This window comes from Paenibacillus solisilvae, assembly GCF_042656405.1.
Lineage (GTDB): Bacteria > Bacillota > Bacilli > Paenibacillales > Paenibacillaceae > Paenibacillus_Z > Paenibacillus_Z solisilvae.
In genome coordinates, this window is sequence record NZ_JBHSOW010000058.1 from 23,080 (window position 1) to 40,365 (window position 17,286).

The following is a 17,286-nucleotide window of genomic DNA, read 5'->3' on the forward strand; positions in this document are numbered from 1 at the left end:
AATTGGAGGACATGCGTATGAAAACAAAAGATATTGAAGTCATTTGCTTCGATGATAATGCAACACCTTTTGCTACCTTTCAAAGTCATAATCAAAAGGTGATCCGAAATTCAAACGGTATTTTTCTCACCTATCTCGTGACAAGAAATGAACCTTACACAGCGCAAAAGTGGAAATTGCTTTGGAGCAGAGACAACGGTAAAAGCTTCGATGTGCTGTATGAATCGGTAGACGCCACCAACCCCGCTCCGCTAGAAACGGACGCGGACAACAATCTTTATCTAGTTTATCCGGATTTTGTCGACAACCACTCCTACCTCATGATCTTCAAAGCGGAACAAAACTACAAGAATCCGGCCAAATCCGTAATACCGAACAGTTCAGCCGGCAAGGTATGCATGAACTATGATAAATATCGCAAACAGCTCTATTATTTTTCTAAAAACGATACGTTTCATATTATGGATCTGAACGGACAATTGAAGCATTCAACACAAATCACGAAAACCGGGAATTCCGCTCATGTCGAATATCCTCAGCTAAGCATAGACCAAGATGGCAATTTGCACGCAGCATGGACTACGAATAAATATAATACGTTTCATTACTGGAGTATCCACCATATGGTATCCAAGGATGGCGGGTATGCCTGGCAGCGGTTGGATGGCACTCCGATTGAGCTTCCCGTATTTTCCGACGAGAACGGCAATACAGACAGAATTTCGACGGATGAGGAATTGTCAGTATACAATACATGGCTGTCGAATTTTATGGCCCATAACGGAAAGCTGCATTTTATCTACCGGTCGGTTCCGCAACAAGAGTATAAGACGGACATGTTCCACCTGGAGAATTTTGCGAAAGGAAAACAGCATTACATCCGCTACGACATGAATTCCGGCAAAAAAGATAATGAAATATGGGCAAATGAATTCACCATTGCAAGCTGCGACGGCTTTTTCGCCACAGATCCTTCCAATGGTCATTCTACGTTGTACTATGTTTCCAAACAGGGCGGCCGTCTCGCTTGTGTGGCCAGCGAGGACAATGGGGAAAGCTGGTACGATTATGCTTTCAGCCGGGAGATGGCCGGTGATACTCACGCTATATATGCTATTGGCGGATTTAGGGAAATCACGAGCGACGGGTACATCATCGGCACATTCACGGAAAGATGCGGCGATTTTCGGGATATATTTGGAAAAACCAGAGTTCATTTTCTTAAAGTGAAAACGGGCAAATGACATATGGGGGAATTGCGATGAAAAAGATTGATGTCATGTGTTTCGATGAGGATGCGACACCCTTTGCTACATTTCAAAGCCATAACCAGAAAGTGATCAGCAATAAAAACGGCATTTTTCTCACGTATCTCGTGACCAGAAATGAACCCTATACCGAGCAAAAGTGGAGATTGCTCTGGAGCAAAGACAACGGGAACAGATTCGAAGTGCTCTATGAATCGGTAGATGCCACTAACCCAGCTCCTTTGGAAACGGACGAGGACAACAATATTTATTTGATTTATCCGGATTTTGTCGACTTAAACTCTTATCTGTTGATATTCAAAGCAGAACATAACTATAAAAATCCAGCCAAATCGGTAATCAAAAGCAGTGCCGGCGGCAAGTTCTGCATGTCCTATGATAAATACCGCAAACTTCTCTATTATTTTTCCAACAATAACACGTTTCACATCATTGACCGAAACGGGGATGTGAAATATTCTGCACCGTTCACCAAGCCCGGGAAGTCGGCGCAAGTGGAATACCCTCAGTTGAACGTAGACCAAAGCGGCAATATACATTCGGCATGGACGACAGATAAGTATAAAACGTTTCATTATTGGAGCATCCATCATTTAGTATCCAAAGATGGCGGCTATACCTGGCAGCGTATAGATGGTACGCCGATAGAACTTCCCGTATTTTCCGATGAAAGTGGGAATAGCGACAGAATTTCGACGGATGAGGAATTGTCTACATACAATACATGGTTGTCGAATTTTATGGCCCATAACGGAAAACTGCATTTCCTATATCGGGCGAGTCCGCATGAGGATTACAGACAGACAACCAGAGACGACTTTTTTAACGGAAAGCAGCACTACATCCGGTATGATACTCATACTGGAAAAAAGGATGTTGAAATTTTGCCGGATTTTGCCGGCAGTGAAATTAACATCGTAAGCGCCGACGGCTTTTTCGCGGCGGATTCTTCCAATCATCATTCAACGATCTATTATGTTTCCAAAGACGGCAATCGTATTGCTTGTCTGGCCAGCGATGATCACGGGAAAAACTGGTACGATTATGCCGTAAGCGACGAACTCGTTAATGACACTTATTCGATTTATGCGATTGGCGGATGCAGGGAAATTACCGAAGATGGATACATCATCGGCACCTTTACGGAAAGATGCGGAGATTATAAAGATATCTATGGAAAAACGAGGGTGCATTTTTTTAAGATTAAAGCGGGCAAGTGACATATGGAGGTGATACGATGAAAAATATCGACGTTATATGTTTCGATGAGAACGCCACACCTTTTGCCACCTTTCAGAGCCATAACCAAAAGGTGATCAGCAATGAAAACGGTATTTTTCTCACCTATCTCCTGACCAGAAACGAACTGTACACCGAGCAAAAGTGGAGATTGCTTTGGAGCAAAGACAACGGGAATAGCTTTGAAGTGCTGTATGAATCGGTAGATGCCACCAACCCCGCTCCTTTGGAAACGGACGAGGACAACAATGTTTATTTGGTTTATCCGGATTTTGTAGATTTGAACTCCTATCTCATGATTTTCAAAGCGGAACAAAATTACAAGAATCCTACCAAAACGGTAATCCCAAACAGTGCAGCCGGCAAGGTATGCATGAAATATGATAAATATCGCAAACAGCTCTATTATTTTTCTAAAATCGGCACCTTACATATTATAGATCGTGATGGCCAAGTGAAATTTTCTACGCAAATCACCAACCCCGGCAATTCCGCCCAGGTCGAATATCCTCAGTTAAGCATAGACCATAATCGCAATTTGCATGCGGCATGGACAACAAATAAATACAATACCTACCATTATTGGAGCATCCACTATATGGTATCCAAGGATGGCGGTTATAAATGGCAGCGTATGGATGGCACACCGATTGAACTTCCTGTATTCTCCGACGAGAATGGCAATACCGACAGAATTTCGACGGATGAGGAATTGTCCCGGGCCAATACCTGGCTGTCGAATTTTATAGCCCATAACGGAAAGCTGCATTTCATGTACCGTGCCATTGCCCATCAAGATTATAAGACGACCAAGGACGACTTTGATAACGGCAGGCAGCATTACATTCGCTATGATATCGCCACCGGAAAAAAGGATCATGAAATCGTGCCGTATTTTTCGGGAAGCGAGATTCAAATCATAGGAATGGACGGCTTTTTTGTTTCGGATCCTTCGAATCGTCATTCAACGTTATACTATATCTCCAAACAAGGCGGCCGTATTGCATGTCTGGCCAGCGATGATGATGGGACAAGTTGGTACGATTATGCCGTCAGCCGGGAAATGGTCAGTGATACCGGTGCGATTTATGCCATCGGCGGATTCAGGGAAATTACCAAAGACGGGTATATGATCGGCTCTTATACCGAAAGATGCGGGGATTTTGCGGACATTTTCGGAAATACCAGGGTGCAATTCATCAGACTTAAAGTCAATTACAAAAGGAGAGAATCGACATGAAAATGGCGCGACTAGGGGTCCTCCTGGATCAAAAAACGGCCGATAATCGCTGGAAATACGGGATAAACGTATTCGAAAATTATTATAAGGAAATTTTGGCTCATGCGGGCATTCCCTTTCAATCGCTCGATCATGTAAACCAGTTAGAGGAAAGTTCGCTGGATATCTTAATCGTTGCTTTAGAAGCCGACGATGAACAAACGGCATCCTCCATCTGGAAGTTCGCCGAATCGGGTGGAGTGGTCGTTTCGTATGGGGGATTGTCCCGAATGGCCAAAAAGCTGGGCTGCACTTTAAGACAAACTGCCGCAGCCGGTTATGCGGATGTATCCGATATGAGCAAAATTAGTGAAAAATTAAGATATTTGAAAGTGACTCCTTGGAAGGTCAGTGAGGTTGATACAAGCAAATCCGTTCAAGCTTCCGGAGCGCTGCATCATAACCAACCAACCGGAAATGTATTAGGTCCGGTTAAGTTAAGTTTCCCCATCGGCAAAGGTTCGATCGAACGGTTTGCTGTCCATCTTATCGAATCGATTGCGGGTTTCCAGCAAGGGACCCAGCCCGTATTAAAAGACGGCATATCCGCGCCTGACGGCACGGGGGACATTATCGACGATGTATTAAAAGCGGACGATGGGTTCGAAATGGATTGGGAATGGGATCGTGGGGCAACGGATAAAGGAACGCCTTATTTTTCGACTCCCTACGCTGATTTATGGCGGGAGGTCTGTATTTCCCATCTATTAAAGGTAACTGTAGCGAGAGGATTGACTTTGCCCTTCTTGGGATATTGGCCTGAAGGAATTTCCCAAGTGGCGATGATTTCGCATGACAGCGATTTGAATGAAGATACGAACGCAGAAACCACATTGGACGTATTGGAGCAAGCACAGGTTAAAACTACTTGGTGTATGATCGAGCCGGGATACAGCCCCTATATTTATGAGCGGGTGAAGCGGGACGGGCATGAACTTGCTTTTCATTATAACGCCATGTCCAACGACAACGGTCAGTGGGGAGAAGAAGAATTCCTCCGTCAAAAACAATGGTTTCATGATGCTACAGGAATTGAGGTAGTGAGCTCGAACAAAAATCATATTACCCGTTATGAAGGTTGGGGTGAACTTTACGAGTGGTGCGAAACACACGGGGTTCTGTCCGACCAAACAAGAGGGCCGAGCAAAAAAGGAAATGTTGGATTTATATTTGGCACTTGTCAGCCTTATTTTCCGATTGCCTGGTGGAATCAACAAAATCGTATCTATGATTTGCTTGAAATCGGTTTTCTTACTCAGGATATGGATATGGGGAAGTGGGCGGACAGCGATGTAATCGACCCCTTTCTCACCCAGGTGAAAAGAGTGCAGGGCGTAGCCCATTTTCTGTTTCACCAATATCATTTGCACTATAAGGAAGAAGTGCGCGCCGCATTTTTCACTTGTGTAAACAAGGCAAAAGAGAACGGATTTACGTTCTGGACCGGAAAGCAGATTAATGATTGGGTCCGGGCCCGAAGAAAAGTCACAATCAAAGAAGTAACCGCAGGCGGACAAATCGTTATCGACAATAAGGGAGATGCCGCTTCTTTGGTTGTGTGGGTACCCGTTGCGGACGACCAAGCAAATGATTCAACGGAACGTTGGGAAGAAAAATTTGGAGTGAAGTGTGTCAAAAAAGTGTTATGAGAATTGCGAATATAACTGCAATTCCAATCAAGGTTCCCCGAGAGAGACCTTTCCGGACTACTTTCGGGGTTAGCCAATATTCACAATACGGCATTGTGATCGTGGATACGGACGAAGGTATCCAGGGTGTGGGCGAAATATCGTTCATCTGGAGCGGCAACGGTCATTCGATGTGTCATGAAATAGAATCCATCTTTAAACCATTGTTGGTTGGAGAGAACCCGTTCAATCTTACCCGATGCATTCAAATTCTGGAGAAGGCATATCCCTGGTCCCGCAAAATTTTCGCGGCCATTGCGGCTCTCGACATGGCTTTACACGATATTGTCGGCAAAGCTTTAAACACTCCGGTGTACAATTTACTGGGGGGTAAAGTAAGGGACGAAGTCAACTTATCGGTTTCCATTCCGATAGACGAGCCGGAGGTTATGGCGCAAACGGCTTTGGAATACAAAGATCAGGGATTTAAAGCGGTGAAGGTCAAGGTTGGGATTCATCTAGAGAAGGAAATTGAGGCGATCGGGCGGATCCGGAAAGCATGCGGAGATGATTTCATTATTCGAGTGGATGCCAATATGGGTTGGAAAACTTCTAAAGAAGCCATTCAAGCCATTCGAAAAATGGAGCCCTATCATATTCATTCCGTAGAACAGCCACTGCCGTACGATATGACCGAGGAAACGGCTTATATAAGGGAACGGGTGGATGTTCCCATTATGATCGATGAAAGTGTCTGGTCGATCTATGACGCAATTAATACCGTACGCCATTGTGCAGATTATTTGAATGTGTATACCAGCGAAAGCGGAGGATTATATCGGGCGATGCAAATCTTTCACATTGCAGAAGCGGCGAGAAGGTCGTGTTTTATTGGAAGTATGCCTGAGCTGGGTGTGGGCACAGCGGCCAATCTTCATTTGGCGGTATCCGTTCCACAATTGGGCGAACCGAGCGATGTTTGCGGCTATCTTTATCATCAGGATGACATCATTATGGAAAAATTCGAATTCAAGGACGGAAAAATCAGACCGTTTGATCAGCCGGGCCTCGGAATCCATTTGGATATGGATAAAATAAACAAATATAAGGTATAAACACTGCAAAAAAATATCGATCTTCAGTTCGCCAATGGCATCGATTAATTTGAAATCAAAGAGGAGTATTTATTATGGAATTATTTGATGCTCATATCACGGTCGGGAACGGACTACACTTCCAATTGGAGCCTGTAGAATTATTGCGACAAATGGATTTATACAAGGTTTCGAAAGCTTTTATCAGTCCTCCAGATCGATGTATGGCTGTAGCGAACGAAGAAGGTCATCATTATATTCTGGATCTCGTAAGAACCTTTCCGGAACGATTTACCGGTTATGCGTCCATCAATCCTTGGTATGGAAAATCTGGTCTGGAGATCTTAATCCGAGCTTTGGAACAAGGTTTAAGAGGGATTAAGCTGCATCCCTTTTTACAAGGATTTACGCTATTTGACAGTATAGTTCAACCTGTACTGGAGATTGCAAAACAATATTCTGCTGTTGTATATATACAAACTTGGTCTTCCATCAATGCGCTGCCACTTCAGGTTGCCGAAATCGCCAGACAATATCCCGAGGTGAACTTTATATTAGGCCGTATGGGAAAGACGGATTTTGCCATAGATGCCGTTCCTGCTCTTAGCCAAGCTTTTAATTTGTATGCCGAAACAACTTATAATCAACCGGATTATTTAAAGAATCTAGTCCAACGTTTTGGAGCTGAGCGGGTATTGTTTTCATCGGATTCACCGCTTACTTTTATGGAGATGGAAATCGCGAAGTTTCACGACATAGACATAAGCGACTCGGAAAAGGAATTAATTGCTCACGGTAACTTGGAACGGCTGATTTCCTAATGAGTGAGGTAAGCAACAATGGATAAAGTGTATAAACTGGCCGTTGTAGGATGCGGCGACGTGGCCCAAAAAGGTCATTTTCCTAGTTTTAGCAACAATCCCCGTGTTCAGGTCATTGCCGTATCCGATATTGATCCTGTGAAGGCCGAACAAACCGCCAGGCAAAATAACGTTTCAACATGGAGTGCGGATTACAAAGAGATCCTATCCCGCGGAGATGTGGATGCCGTGTTCGTGCTTACACCTCCTCATGTATCAGCGAAAATATCGATACACGCTCTACAGATGGGAAAAGACGTGTTTTGCGAAAAGCCTATGGCCATTGATATGAAGGAAGCAATTCAAGTTAAAGAGGCCATTCGTTTGTCGGGTCGCAAACTGCAGGTGGGCTTCAAAAATATTTTCTCTCCGCTCATGGAGAAACTGAAGCAAAGAATCAAAGAAGGCTGGTTCGGTTCGCCGTTGGTCTATCGAATTTCTTCATTTGATGAGGTTTATAACCTGGAAGATCCGGAGCATTATCATCGGATTATTGGAACACATTTGGCGCATGGCTCGCCCATGATTCATGAAGGGGCCCATATTGCCGACTGGATGCGCTGGTTTACCGATTCATCGCCGCCTAGAAGGGTGATGGCGATCGGAAGCAAATCGCAAGCGGAATTTCCTAAAACGAATTATACGAGCGCATTGGTAGAGATGTCGAACGGAGATGTCGCCCAGTTAGAATGCGCTTGGTTGTTCCCGGATTTTTTCCCGGGCAGCATCACGGTCATGGGCGCAAAGGGTGTGGCCAATATGTCCAGAGCTCATAAATCGTTAACTTTTCGAGACGGAAAAAATGAAGAAGTGGTTCATATGACAGAAGATTGGAATACCATATGCTTTAAAAAACAATTGGATTATTTTGTTCGGTGTTTGGATGACAATATAGCGCCAGTTCCAGGATTAGAAGAAGGAATTTATAGCATCAGGCTTACCCATGCGATGGAAAATTCGCTGCTTTCAGGAGAAATCGTTTCATTTGACTTATAAATCTTATTAGGGGGAGTGATAGGGAATGGAAGCAGGGATGTTAGTATTTAACGATCAAGGACGCATGCTGGATAGTCGCAATGAGGAAATTTCCTATAATGCGTGGATTAAAAAGCAGTTTACCATACAGATTAAAACTCCGCAAAAAAGCCATCTGTCCATTTTTCTTTATGAATACACAGGAAATGAAGAACCCTTGAGCCTTTATGTAAATGGGAAAAAGCATAACCTTTCACCCAATCCCAGCCTTCAGGGACATTTTCGTTGGAGAACGTTATCCTTGCCCGAAGGAACCGCAATAAACGGTCAGAACGAGGTTATCGTTCAATCCGCCAACTACAGCTACAGCCACTGGATTGTGGGCATAGATAACGGGAATTTTTCAGGCGCGAGCTTTAAGAGCTACGATCAAGGGGCAACCTGGTCCTCCGAACGGATGGGTTATGACTATTCTCTGAGAGGAGAATACGTTATCCGCTGGTTTGTGGAAAGCAATGAAATCCAGTCCGACGAACCGGTTCGTTGGGCATTGCAAAGTTTAGACCATCCTGATTTGAAAGTTTTCAAAGTCATGGAAAATCTGGATGGAATAACGAAGGGCACAGATTCCGATTTTGAAAAGGCGCAGCGGTTATGCAGTTGGGCGGCCAAGCAATGGGTGCACACCGGCGGACTCATCTATCCCCCATTCCACTTACCCACGATATTGGATTGGAAACGAAAAGGCCGGGGGCACGGTTTTTCGGACATCAGGGGATTTTGCGTTCATTTTGCCAATTTATTGATGCAGGCTTGTTGGGCCAGCGGAATGTATGCGAGAGGAGTCGCGCTTCCCTCTTATACGGATACGGGGCCGGAAGGACATTTCGTAAGCGAGGTGTACTGCCGGGATTTAGGAAAGTGGGTGATGTTTGATCCCGATTTTGACACTCAGGTATTTGACGGTGGCCAGCCTTTGAATGTAGGGGAGATTCATCGTTGTTGGAAAAACGGGACGATTGATCGCTTAACCATGCATCAGGGACCTTCCTTCGGGACCAATCCGCTAGGGTTGGATGTGTTAATAAATCACTTTAAAAAGGGAGGTTACCGGCACTTCGCCATCTATCGGATGCAGGACTACCTGTCGCGTCCTGACCATCAGATGGTCAACCATGGCGCGATTGATGCGTTGGCCTACCATGAACCGGATATGGTTTGGTATGACGACACTTTGGAACTGAGAAAACATTTCCCCCATGTTAGCGACGATTTGGAATTATTTTATTTCGATCCGACGGGAGAGGTTCGGAGATGATCGTTGATTTCCATATGCATTTGCCGGGCGGTCATATGTTTGAAAGATGGACAACCGCACAATTTTTAAAGATGATGGATGATAGTGGGATCGACGCGGGTGTGATCTTTACCATAGACGGCTTCTTTACGGAAAATTATGTCGAGTCGAATAACCTTCTGTATAACCAGACATCGGAATGCCCAAGCCGTCTGATCCCTTTTTGTTCCGTGAACCCCAGGCAAGGACAACTTGCTGTGGAGGAGACACGCCGGTCCTTAAGTGAACTTGGAATGAAGGGCATTAAATTTCATCCTTGGCTGCAGGGATTTTCCCCGCTGCAATTTAATATCATGGATCCGATTTGTGAATTGGCGATCGAGTTTGATGTGCCTATCATTTTCCATGACGGAACTCCGCCCTATTCTGCGCCTCTACAAATTGGATTTCTGGCATCCCGGTTTCCCCAATGCAAGATGATTTTAGGACACGGCGGCCTGTTTGACATGTGGCAGGAAGCAGTGATTGCGGTCAATCGAAATGAAAATCTTTCCGTTTGTTTATGCGGTACGGCTCCTCAGGCCATTTTCTCCAAAATCGTTTCATCCGTCGAACCCGACCGTCTTTTATTCGGCACCGATGCGGGGTTCGGCAAAGACAATTATATGCCCCGCTATCGGGTGGATGAAGTGTTAAAAATGCCGCTAAAAGAAAGTACAAAAGAAGGCATGTTGTATAAAAACGCATATCGCCTGCTAAAAATGGCCGACCAAGCGAAATGAAAATATGGAACGAAATGACGCGGGAAGAAATCGGAGAATGGGCCAAAGAGGCGACGGTCGTTTGCCGATGGAGCAACGGAGCAGAACGGACCTTCCAAAGAGCTAATTTCTTTTCACAACAATCATTAGAGGAGGGCTAAAGATGGAGAAATTGGCTATCCATGGCGGAAAACCCGCACGAAGCAAACCTTTGCCGCCGAACTATCCAGGTGCCGTGGTAATGGGGGATGAGGAGGCGCAAGCGGCGGCGCATGTGATCACATCTCAATCGCCGTTTCGGTACTACGGTCCGGAAGTAAACTATATGGTCAAAGCGTTAGAGGACCAGATGTCCAACGATTTAGGCATTCCCTATGTGCTGGGTGTCTCATCGTGTACGGCAGGATTGGTTGTTGCGTTAAAGGCGCTCGGAATCGGTTACGGGGATAAAGTTATTGTTCCTGCGAATACGTTTATTGCAACGGCCGGTGCGGTCGTGTGCAGCAATGCCGTTCCCGTATTTGTCGATGTCGACGATTCTTTAAACATGGATCCGGATGATTTGGAACGGGTCATGGATGACGAGGTAAAAGCCATTATAGCTGTACCTATTCTGGGTAACCCGTGCGATATGCAGCGCATCATGAAATTCGCGGAAAAGTACAATATTTACGTAATCGAAGATGTTGCGCAATCATGCGGAATTAAAAATAACGGCCGGTTCGCCGGAACCATCGGACATATTGGAGTATACAGCTTTCAAATGAATAAAATCATCACGACGGGCGAGGGAGGGGCGGTTGTCACCCGCTCTGCCGAAATTTTCGAACGGGCCGTACGTTATCACGATCAAGGGATGTTTAGAGATAAACAACGCTTTAATATTCATTTCTCCGATGAGGATCATGCGATAGTGGGTCAAAACTACAGAATGAGCGAAATAACCGGTGCAGTGGCTCTTAAGCAATGGGGTAAATTAGACGAAATCCTTTCCAGCATGAAAAGGCACTATAACAAAATAAGTCAGGCGCTCTCTTCAGAATTGCCCGGCCTTCAGTTTCGCAAGGTGACGGATCCGTTGGGGGACATTGGGTCCAATCTCGGCATGATTTTACCGACCCAAGATATTGCGGAACAGTTCACCAACGCTCTTAATGCCGAGAACATCAATACCAATATCCTATACAATGGTAAACCGATTTATATGGTTCCCCAACTGTTTCATCAAAGAACAGCTGATAAAAACAATTTTCCGTATGATTATCCGTTTAAACATCCTGTGAAATACACAGAAGACATGTGTCCCAGAGCGGTCGACCTGATTGCGAGAACGGTTTATTTGCCAGTTAGCCCGGTATTGAAGGAACAAGACGTCGAAGAAATTATAGCGGGGATTATTAAAGTCTATAAGGGGGTCATGGGTGGTCGGGGATGAACCCACGAAGGCCCGCTCCGGAGACCGCCTGTACGATTAAGGAAGCTTGTATAACGTGACGAGCGGTGTTGGAAAAATTGCACCGGTTGGCGAAGCTGTCATCCGAATGGAGCATGGAGCTCAATGAACTCGCCATCGCGTATATGCTTTCATTGCCGGGCATGGGACCGGTTATTCCGCCCGGGTCCGATGTGATTGGAATCCAACGCCTCTGCCGGAAAAATCATTCTGAGCAATTCACAAAAATGCAAATAGAAATCGCGCTAAAAAACGATAAAAAAAGGAGAAATGTATCGTGAAATTTGCGGTAGTCGGATGTCAGCATGTGCATATCAAAATGTTTATCGATGAAATGTTGGAGCTGGGCCATCAATTTGTGGGCATTTACGACCAAAGCGAATATTTCTTGCCTAAGCAATATTCGCAAGATTACAAAGTTCCTCTCATCCAACGTTTAGACGATTTGCTTGATCAAGGCGTAGGTATCATCGGCAACGCTGCGCGAAACGACGAGAAGATCGATTTTATCGAATGGGGAGAGAAACATGGGATCCATGTCATGACGGATAAGCCCATTGCGGTCGACGAAGCGGGTTTGAAACGGTTGAAACAAGTGATCGACCGGGGCAAAATCAAAGTCGGAATGATGCTGACCGAGCGTTTCGAACCGACGTTATATACTTTGAAGCAATTGATCGCTGACGGGGAAATGGGTGAACTGATGGACTTCACCTTCTTGAAACCGCACAAGATGAACCGGACGAGACGTCCGGATTGGTTTTTTGAGAATTCGGTCAATGGCGGTCTGATCATTGATATCTTAATTCATGACGTGGACTTGCTGGGATGGCTGACCGGCAAAAAAATGGTGAGTTATCAAGGCCATTTGATCAAAAGCGCATCGTTTGAATTTCCGGATTTCTACGATAACGCTCAAATGAATATTTTGCTCGAAGATCAAATTACAGCTACCCTGAAATCCGATTGGCTGATGCCGGATGCCTTCGATTCTTGGGGGGACGGGCGTATCTTTGTTACGGGAAGCAAAGGAAGAGTGGAGATCAGATCGGCTGGGGATATATTGGGTCAGCCAGGTCCCTACATCACCTTATCTACTCATCAGCAAAAGGCAAGGAGATTAGACGTGCTGAAGGTGCCGAACAATTTATCCGGTGACTTTATCAATCAGATTGAAGGCAAACCGTATAGGTTGTCGGCGCAAGAAATATATGAATGCAACGCGACGGTTATCAGAATGGATGCCGCAGCCAACAAGTTAATGAAAAGCAAGAATGGATGATCTTATCTTTCATGAATAGAGCAGGCTGAATTCAGCCTGCTTCTTAACAAACGTTACCGGGGGACCAATGCATGAGCCGACAGGTTCCAACCGCCGGCGCCGGGCGGGTTTCCGGGATCGTCCTTCAGCAGCTTCCGATACTGGCCGATCACCTTGCGAAAAGCGAGCGCATATTCCTCAATCATCTCGCGGCGGTTGTGCTTGAACCAGGGGATGTGATAAACGCGGGCGTTTAAGCTCTCGGTTACGGGCAAACTCCCTGCCCCTTGCCCTTGTCTGACATCCCTAAGCGAATGAGCGATCCGCGTCGGTCTGCCGTGCCCGTAAACGTCCACTTCATGGAACAACGCGTGCACATGAAGCGGAAGATTGCAGCCCGGAGCGCAGGCGACCGCTCCTTCGGCACGTATCGCTTCACAGAATCGGGTGATAGACAAACCGTCCAATTCGTCGGATAAGTAAAAGCCATGTGCGGCATACCATCCTCCCATGGTGCTTCCCGAATCCTTTGCCGGACGGTGTGGCCGAATTCCAGGCAAACCTTCCAGCTGATCCCAAAAATAGTTCATCGCCTTGTCGATTTCCGCCATACGCTGATCATAATATTTCAACTGTACCCTTCCAACCGCGGAACTGACCTGATGCATCCGATATTTGTATCCACCAAAAGGCAGTCCTGCAAACGGACGCAGCTCTTCCGAATGGATATTGGCACTGAATCGTTCATAGTGGCCGAATGCGACTGCCCGTTCATAATATTCCTGGTTGTTTGTGACGAAAATACCGCCTTCACCGATCGCAAACGATTTCCCGCTCATGAGGGACATGGCGCCGATATCCCCGATTGTCCCCACTTTGCGTCCTTTGTACAAACCTCCGTGCGCGTGGGAAACGTCCTCAATGACTTTCAAGTTGTGCTTCTTTGCGATGTCCATGATGCGATCCATGTCTGCGGGATGGCCCATATAGTGGACAACGATGATCGCCTTCGTTCGTTCCGTAATGCGGTGCTCGATGTCGATTGGATCGATGCAAAGCGAAACCGGATCTATATCAGCAAAGACTGGCGTTCCTCCTAAAGAATAAACTTGAAGCAGCGATGCCCAGTAAGTCATACTCGGGCAGATGACTTCATCGCCGATCCCGATCGAGCAGGCATACATAGCGGCGTGTATGGACGCTGTGCCGCTGCTGAATCCCAGCGCATAATCCATTTGCAGCCATGCGGCGAATTCTTTTTCAAACAGCAGCGTCTCATCGATGCCCGACATGCTTCCCTTGCGAAGCACTTCAATCGCAGCCGTTTCGTCTTCTTCCGTTATAATCGGCCATTTAAACAGGTCGTGATGATCCGACGTTACAGCCGGAATTCCTCCAAACAGCGCCAATTCATCCGCATTTTTCATAACATCGCCTCCATGAATATATCTTAAATCATCGTCCGGCAATGTTCAGGCCATTAATTCATTTCTTTATCTCAATATTTTCCTGGAGGGAGCCAACTTTGCCTCAAATTCCGATAAACGACAGAAGTCTCACACAGGAAACGTTCTCATTCCCGCTTATCGTCCATGAAGTCACAAGAAAGACATCCGTTGCGCCACATTTCCACCGGTTTTTCGAAATTTCTTTCTACATCGGCGGATGTGCCTGGGAAATTGTTGATGGCAGCATGATCCTTGCCTCAAGGGGTATGGTTGTTTGTAAATTGCCGCATAGAATACACAGCACCAAAACCAGGGCAGGAAATGTTTATACCAAATTCAATCTCATGTTTGACATAGATATCCTTCTCGAATCGGAAAGGGACTCCGAACTGAAACATTTTTACAGTGTCAAGCCGGGTGACGACCATCCTCTTTTTTTATTGGACGAAAACAAAACCCTACAATTGGAACAGTCGTTCAGGGAGATGGTGGCCGAGTTTAATTCAGAATCTCCATTCAAAAAAACTTTCATACGAGCCAAGTTGATGGAAATTTTGATTATCGTCGCAAGAAGCCGAATGGAAGAAACGAAGGGGGATTTCGTAGCACCATTAAATACTCCCCCAATCGTGAAATCGAACAGAAGAATGACCGATATACTCCACTATATGAACAATCATTTCGTGACTGATTTGACGCTCGGCGGTCTTTCCCGGAAATTCAACATCAGCATTCCGCACATTAGCAAGATGATCAAAAAAACAACTGGTATGAACTTTTCTTCTTACCTGAATGAAATGAGGATCGAACTCGCCTGCAGTTTGCTTGTTTCCACGGAGATCAGCATTCTGGAAGTTTCGGAAGAGTCGGGGTATCGCTCATTCAAGACGTTTTCACGCAGGTTTCTCCAAAACAAAGGAATGTCTCCCACCAAGTACAGAAAATATCGTGCCGCTCTCGCAAACAACGACACAAACGCCAATTATCTTGACAAATCACATAAATACATATAATTACTCTTTTATGCACAGATATTAATTCCTTTCTGATTTGAAGTTATAGGGGGCCATTCCGGTGACGAATTATGAAATCTTGTCGGGCATTTCGGTCACTACGCTAGTCTGCAAAGCAACGCTCTTTGCTTCTTGGGCATGGAGTATTGACAGAGCAATCCGAAATCCTTTATTATTTATTATTGATGCATCAAACATCAAAATCATTAATACAGCAAATAAGGAGAGGAGGTATATGAAAATCGAACCGTTGGAGCCGCGGTCGTTCTCACCACCGTACGGAGAAGTGGTGGCGATCGGTCAGGAGCCCGGATACATTCTGCACATGCGGGATGACCGCGCAAACGGATGGATTTGGGCCAAGCCGTCCTCCCCGCGATCCCGTTCGGGAGAGGGGGTTTCACCCGAACAGCGATGAAGTTTTCATTTCGGTATCCTGTGATATAATGTTGTATGTCCCTGCACAGAAGCATCCGGGCGAGGTGCGGGCGTTCCATTTGACTGTTCTCCGGATTCGCGCAGGCGTATGGCATACCATTCGAAGCAGATCGGATGATACGCTCCTGCAAATTGTGGAAAACGCCGATGTGACAGGAGTCACGTGAAAACACTGGACAATACTTTGGGATCATGAAGATCGAAGGAATGAATTGAACCTCTTGATAAAAGGGTATTATGTTTACTGAATGTATCAAAATGGAAAGTTGGGGTGGATTTTTGGATTATTCGTCTATTTTTACGGAGATGAATTATGTTTCCGTAAGCGAAAAGGTTTATGAAGCGATCAAAGGTTCGATTTTGTCCGGAAAGCTGAAAGTCGGAGAGCAATTAAACGAGCGATTGATCGCCAAGCATATGGGCACGAGCGTATCTCCGGTTAAAGATGCGTTGAGAAAAATGGAAAAAGAAGGACTTGTCGTCATTGTCCCCCGTAAAGGTTCCTTTGTCGCGGAAGGAATTATGACGTCTATTGAAGAAATATACATGGTTCGAGGCGCTTTGGAGTCGGTGGCAGCCTATTTAGCCGCCCAAAAGCTGAATGAAGAGCAAGCGGAACGGTTGAGGACCCATTTTCGTCTGATGGAGGAAGCGACCCGCAAACAGGATCTGCTGCTAACGATTGATTTGAACCAGAAGTTTCACGTGATGATCCGGAAAATAGCCAACAATTCTTATTTGATGCATCAATTGGACGTGATTCGATCATTCGAATTGTCTACGCTGCAAAAACAATTTTTGTCCGAGCCGGAACAGCTAAATCTGGCGCTGGTGGAACACGAAAGCATTCTTCTCGCGATTCTGGACAAGGACGCTCTGTTGGCCGAGGAAAGGACAGCCAAACACATCCAACGAACGGTGGAGTATTTGCGTTCCAAAATGAATCCGCAGGTGCGTACATAAGGGAGAGAAAAACAGATTTGGCCTACGGCTGTTTTTTTCGAAATTTCATGATGCATCATATTTCAAGGACAATCAGGAGGACACTTGGCATGAAAACCACCTAGGTTGAAGCGGTCCCTCTCTGAGTGCCGCGGTCGAAGACAATGAAAGCGTACGGCGGCACGCTCACCTAATCCGACTTCGCAATCGTGGGTGGCCAAATGCTTTCGCCATCTGAAATTCAAAGTTGGCCGGCAGGGAACGGGTTTGGAACAGGCCGCATTGCAGGCCGTTCGCATACGCCATCGAGACCATCCAAGTGGACGTCGT

15 protein-coding genes are annotated in these 17,286 nt (G+C 45.8%); 14 read left to right on the forward strand and 1 reads right to left on the reverse strand.

The genetic code is table 11. From position 1 onward, the window contains the following. Positions 1-17: 17 nt before the first annotated feature. The 11 genes from ACFPYJ_RS15675 (at position 18) to ACFPYJ_RS15725 (ending at position 13,136) form a co-directional block, all read left to right on the forward strand. Positions 18-1,244 carry a hypothetical protein gene (locus ACFPYJ_RS15675; RefSeq protein WP_379189098.1) on the forward strand — a complete coding sequence of 409 codons (1,227 nt, stop codon included), beginning with the start codon at positions 18-20 and terminating at the stop codon, positions 1,242-1,244. 17 nt (positions 1,245-1,261) lie between these two features. Then, positions 1,262-2,488 carry a hypothetical protein gene (locus tag ACFPYJ_RS15680; protein WP_379189099.1) on the forward strand — a complete coding sequence of 409 codons (1,227 nt, stop codon included), beginning with the start codon at positions 1,262-1,264 and terminating at the stop codon, positions 2,486-2,488. Between the two features lie 17 nt (positions 2,489-2,505). Continuing rightward, entirely contained in the window at positions 2,506-3,747 is a 1,242-nt protein-coding gene (locus ACFPYJ_RS15685; protein ID WP_379189100.1) for a hypothetical protein, read from the forward strand. Further along, complete coding sequence (locus ACFPYJ_RS15690) at positions 3,744-5,435, forward strand: polysaccharide deacetylase family protein (RefSeq protein WP_379189101.1); 1,692 nt, start codon at positions 3,744-3,746, stop codon at positions 5,433-5,435. Before ACFPYJ_RS15685 ends, ACFPYJ_RS15690 begins: the two co-directional genes overlap by 4 nt. Further along, the gene (locus ACFPYJ_RS15695) at positions 5,432-6,529 is read left to right on the forward strand and encodes a mandelate racemase/muconate lactonizing enzyme family protein (RefSeq protein ID WP_379189102.1); all 1,098 of its coding nucleotides are present in this window, start codon (positions 5,432-5,434) and stop codon (positions 6,527-6,529) included. Before ACFPYJ_RS15690 ends, ACFPYJ_RS15695 begins: the two co-directional genes overlap by 4 nt. A 74-nt stretch (positions 6,530-6,603) precedes the next feature. Beyond that, positions 6,604-7,329, forward strand: a complete 726-nt coding sequence (locus ACFPYJ_RS15700; protein WP_379189104.1) for an amidohydrolase family protein — start codon at positions 6,604-6,606, stop codon at positions 7,327-7,329. An 18-nt stretch (positions 7,330-7,347) separates the two neighbouring features. Further along, the gene (locus ACFPYJ_RS15705; protein WP_379189105.1) at positions 7,348-8,364 is read left to right on the forward strand and encodes a Gfo/Idh/MocA family protein; all 1,017 of its coding nucleotides are present in this window, start codon (positions 7,348-7,350) and stop codon (positions 8,362-8,364) included. 280 nt (positions 8,365-8,644) lie between these two features. Next, entirely contained in the window at positions 8,645-9,661 is a 1,017-nt protein-coding gene (locus ACFPYJ_RS15710) for a transglutaminase-like domain-containing protein (RefSeq protein WP_379189106.1), read from the forward strand. After that, entirely contained in the window at positions 9,658-10,422 is a 765-nt protein-coding gene (locus ACFPYJ_RS15715) for an amidohydrolase family protein (RefSeq protein WP_379189107.1), read from the forward strand. The genes ACFPYJ_RS15710 and ACFPYJ_RS15715 overlap by 4 nt, the downstream gene beginning before the upstream one ends. 142 nt (positions 10,423-10,564) lie before the next feature. After that, entirely contained in the window at positions 10,565-11,836 is a 1,272-nt protein-coding gene (locus tag ACFPYJ_RS15720) for a DegT/DnrJ/EryC1/StrS family aminotransferase (protein ID WP_379189108.1), read from the forward strand. Positions 11,837-12,131: 295 nt separating this feature from the next. Continuing rightward, the gene (locus ACFPYJ_RS15725) at positions 12,132-13,136 is read left to right on the forward strand and encodes a Gfo/Idh/MocA family protein (protein ID WP_379189109.1); all 1,005 of its coding nucleotides are present in this window, start codon (positions 12,132-12,134) and stop codon (positions 13,134-13,136) included. Positions 13,137-13,189: 53 nt separating this feature from the next. Here ACFPYJ_RS15725 and ACFPYJ_RS15730 read toward each other — a convergent pair whose 3' ends face one another. After that, entirely contained in the window at positions 13,190-14,542 is a 1,353-nt protein-coding gene (locus ACFPYJ_RS15730) for a DegT/DnrJ/EryC1/StrS family aminotransferase (RefSeq protein WP_379189110.1), read from the reverse strand. Positions 14,543-14,640: 98 nt separating this feature from the next. Here ACFPYJ_RS15730 and ACFPYJ_RS15735 point away from each other — a divergent pair, with 98 nt between their 5' ends. The 3 genes from ACFPYJ_RS15735 to ACFPYJ_RS15745 all read left to right on the forward strand — a co-directional run bounded on the left by ACFPYJ_RS15735 (position 14,641) and on the right by ACFPYJ_RS15745 (position 16,977). Next, complete coding sequence (locus ACFPYJ_RS15735) at positions 14,641-15,576, forward strand: AraC family transcriptional regulator (RefSeq protein WP_379189111.1); 936 nt, start codon at positions 14,641-14,643, stop codon at positions 15,574-15,576. A gap of 235 nt (positions 15,577-15,811) precedes the next feature. Further along, the gene (locus ACFPYJ_RS15740) at positions 15,812-15,994 is read left to right on the forward strand and encodes a hypothetical protein (protein ID WP_379189112.1); all 183 of its coding nucleotides are present in this window, start codon (positions 15,812-15,814) and stop codon (positions 15,992-15,994) included. A gap of 278 nt (positions 15,995-16,272) precedes the next feature. Continuing rightward, positions 16,273-16,977, forward strand: a complete 705-nt coding sequence (locus ACFPYJ_RS15745; protein WP_379189113.1) for a GntR family transcriptional regulator — start codon at positions 16,273-16,275, stop codon at positions 16,975-16,977. Positions 16,978-17,286 lie beyond the last annotated feature (309 nt).